This is a genomic window from Pseudomonas yangonensis (assembly GCF_009932725.1).
Classification (GTDB): Bacteria; Pseudomonadota; Gammaproteobacteria; order Pseudomonadales; family Pseudomonadaceae; genus Aquipseudomonas; species Aquipseudomonas yangonensis.
On the sequence record NZ_BLJU01000048.1, the window covers coordinates 1 to 3,582 of the forward strand.

Genomic DNA, 3,582 nt, shown 5'->3' on the forward strand with positions numbered 1-3,582 from the left:
CGCTTCTCGGATACCGCCGGGCGGCTGATGTACCGGCACAGCCGTTCGAGCTTCTTGCGTTCATCGGCCCTGGCCGCCACGCCGGCGTGCAGGCTGGACCCGGCTACCTTGCCAATCCCGTCACCGAACGGATCACCACTGGTCGGCAGAGTTTGCAAAGTGAACACCTTTCGCCCCGCCTGTGAACCGACAGCGATACGGTAAGTGATCGAGTGCCCCAGCAGGGGTGTCATCGGGTCGTCATCCACCGCATCCGAGGCCAGATAGCTGTTTTCGACATCCCGTTCCAGCAGGCCTTGCCGTTCCAGATAGCGACCCACCCGGTGGGCGATGGTGTGCGTCAGCTGGGTGAGCTCTGGGCTGGTCGGCGCCTTGACCCAGCGGAAACGCGCTGAGCCGTGGGATTGCTCGACATACACACCGTCGAGAAACAGCATGTGGAAGTGAACATTCAGATTGAGCGCCGATCCAAAACGCTGGATCAGGGTGACCGCGCCCGTCTTGGCCACTTGGTGGGTATGGCCCGCTTTCTTGACCAGGTGCGTGGCAATGACGCGGTAAACGATGCCCAGCACCCACCCCATGATCTCGGGCCGGCTGGCAAACAGGAAACGCAGCTGAAACGGGAAGCTCAACACCCACTGACGCATGGGTTGTTCAGGCAGTACTTCATCAACCAGCAAGGCGGCACTTTCGGCCATCCGCCGCGCCCCACAGCTCGGGCAGAAACCGCGACGCTTACAGCTGAAAGCGACCAGGTGCTCGGCGTGGCAAGACTCGCAGCGAACCCGTAGAAAGCCATGCTCCAGCCGCCCGCATTGGAGAAATTCTTCAAATTCCCGTTGCACATAGCCCGGCAATTCCTTTCCCTGCTCTGCCATAAGCGCAGCGAATGCCGGGTAATACTCGTCAACGATCTGATAGAGAAGGGTTTGCTCGGGTCGGTGGCTCTGGTAACGACCAGTATCCCGATCCCGGCTGGCCGTCCTGGCCGCCACATGAGGCATGTTCCGCGTCCTTGCAATACTGTGTTTACATACAGTCTATCGCTTAGCGGAAAGTTCTTTTACCCTCAGCCGAAATGCCTGCCGTTGCTAGACATTGCCAGCCAGTGCCCGTCACTCCGCGGTCTTCACTGCGTGATCGAGTTGATCGACACCCGCCGTGACACGCTCCATGAAGTGCCTGCCTGCGTCTGTTAGCCGAACGCCCCGCGCATGGCGCTCAAATAGCAGGACACCAAGGTTATCCTCCAGCGCTTTCACACGCGCGCTGACGCTCGACTGGCTGATACCAAGTGCCTTGGCCGCATGCCGAAAATTCAGATGCTCGGCGACGGCGATGAACTGAACAAGGGAAATGAGCGGTATCCTGCCAGACAGGATACCGACATTCACGAGGTTTCGATGGTTAGTGCGCCGCATCGGAGCGGGCCTGCTACCAGTCGTCGGTTAGACGACTGGCGACTTCTCGGTGGCAGCCCCACGGAGCCGAAGGAGCACCAGCCCCAACGAAACCAGTACCGCCATCGCCGTGGCGTAACAGATCACGGGCCACGCTGTGTCACCGTTTAAAAGTGCCACCGCCAATGTCCCGACAATGCTGACTATCAGGCTTTGAACGCAGAAGTAGAACGCGACCGCTGATCCCGCGATGTCGTCGAACTCTGCCAAAGCGCCGTTCGCGGTAACGGACACCGTGAAGACAATACCGACCGCGACAACCCACATCGGTAGGATGAAGGTGAGGAATGACGGCGAGCCGTAAAGTTCGCCGATCCCCAACAGGACCGCTCCGCAAACAAGCAACGCCATCCCACGCGCCACGCATCCTGCGATGCCCCATCTGGCGACAAAGGACTTCGCGAAACGGGTTGTCACGATCATTACAAGCGCGACAGTGGCGAAGGCAAAGCTGAATCCGATCTCGGAATATTCCGCTTGGCCTATGAGCACACGGGGAGCCGTCGAGAAGAAGACGAAGAAGGTGCCCATACCGGCGCTAAAGCCGACAGTGTAAACCCAAAAAGCCGGACTCGCGAAGATCGGCAAGACAGATCGGCGCGTCTTGACTTGATCCAGAGGGCGGGTTTCGTGCCACCTGAAACCCGCATTTAGGAGTGCGAGCATCGCCAGTATAGCCAAAGTAATGAATATCGCCTGCCATCCCAAGAACTCGCCGATCAATGCTCCGGCGATAGGGCCGAGCGCAGGCACGAACGCCAGCATCGAACTGAAAAGGCCGTAGATGACGACACCCTCAGGACGGTTGGCATAAACGTCGCGAACCGTCGCGAACGTCGCCACCAGCATGGCCGACGCGCCCACTGCTTGAAGTAGACGGAAAGCGACAAAGGCCGGTGCAGTTGAAGACCAAGCTGCTCCCAGAGACGCAATGACGAAAGCCGTTGCGCCCGCAAGTAGAATTGGCCGTCGCCCGATTCTGTCTGAGAGCGGACCAAAAATCACCTGGCCCACGCCGAGCATCACCATATAGAGGCTCAACGTGAGTTGGATCATAGCGGGCGTCGTGTTCAGGATGCCGGGCATCGCTGGAACGACAGGGAGATAAATATCCATCGCCAGTGAAGCGAGGATGTCGAAAGGAGCCATCAGCAGCAGTGCTGCCGGCAGCGTATAGGCCCACGCGGGGCGTGTGGTGGCCATGACGAATCAACCCTCGATTAAGGAATACCGGGCGACGTCTGCTCGTCAGCAATCAGATGAGACTAGCCTTACAGAGCGCCGCAACAACAATACTGGTTGTTGCGGCTTACTTGTCTGCTGACTTGGAATTTCCCATCTGATTACTCCACGCTTACGAATATGAATTGCTACATTTTATCCGATTATCTTTTGCTTCGCAATGCGGCATGGGCGCACTCAGCGTTCCAGCCCCCTCTGCCGCCCTAACTGCCACGACACCGACCCGCCCTGCACGATGCCCATAACCTCGCGGCCGAGTTGGCGGTCGATGATCGGCCGCCACGGGACAAGGGTGAACTCATGGGATTTCTCGACCACGGCGAACTTGCCGCTCGATAGATGCACGGTTCCGGTAAACTTGCCGCTGACGCTCTCGCCGTCCGTGGCGGCGCGGAACGGCAGGCCCTTACTCAAAGCCATATCCGATCCGACGCCGGCTACCTCGCGCTCCCGCAGGATGGCGAGAAGGTTGCGCCGGTAGAAGACGCGGCTGTCCCGGCTGCGGGTGGCGTCGCCCTGTTCGATATGGTGCTCGCGGCGCTGGTCCATGGCTTCGCGGACTTGTTGCCCGAAGCCGGTTGGCGCAAGGTCGGCCGTCTCGCCGTGGATCAGCCGCCGGTCCAGCCAGGTCGCGCCGTCCGATCCGATCTGTTTGTTCAGATCGACCGGGGAAAGGACGCGAACGCTGGCCTGACTGTCTCGGCCGGCGTCATGGGCGGCGGCACGGCTGACCAGATCATCGGGGATGCGCCATTGGTCGGCGTCGATCCGCTCGACGATACCGGCCCGGCGTAGCGCCTCCAGCCGGCGCACATGGGCATCGACATAGCCCTCATAGTCGCCGCCTGGAACGCGGCACGTATAGGAAGAATAAACG

At 59.9% G+C, this 3,582-nt stretch carries 4 protein-coding genes; all 4 read right to left on the bottom strand.

The window, feature by feature from the left end:
• Positions 1-1,007, bottom strand: a 1,007-nt coding sequence (locus GYB81_RS23315; protein ID WP_001120884.1) for an IS91-like element ISCR2 family transposase, incomplete at its 3' end; no start/stop codon positions are given.
• Positions 1,008-1,118: 111 nt separating this feature from the next.
• Positions 1,119-1,397 (bottom strand): LysR family transcriptional regulator, encoded by a 279-nt coding sequence (locus GYB81_RS23320; RefSeq protein WP_001100557.1) that lies wholly within the window; start codon positions 1,395-1,397, stop codon positions 1,119-1,121.
• Positions 1,398-1,451: 54 nt separating this feature from the next.
• Entirely contained in the window at positions 1,452-2,666 is a 1,215-nt protein-coding gene (gene floR, locus GYB81_RS23325; RefSeq protein WP_161897966.1) for a chloramphenicol/florfenicol efflux MFS transporter FloR, read from the bottom strand.
• Between the two features lie 216 nt (positions 2,667-2,882).
• On the bottom strand, positions 2,883-3,582 hold a 700-nt coding region (locus GYB81_RS24840; RefSeq protein ID WP_000326430.1), incomplete at its 5' end, for a DUF3363 domain-containing protein.

Coding starts and splice junctions, on each gene's coding strand:
- floR (WP_161897966.1), bottom strand. CDS start 2,666: ATGGCCACCACACGCCCCGCGTGGGCCTATACGCTGCCGGCAGCACTG.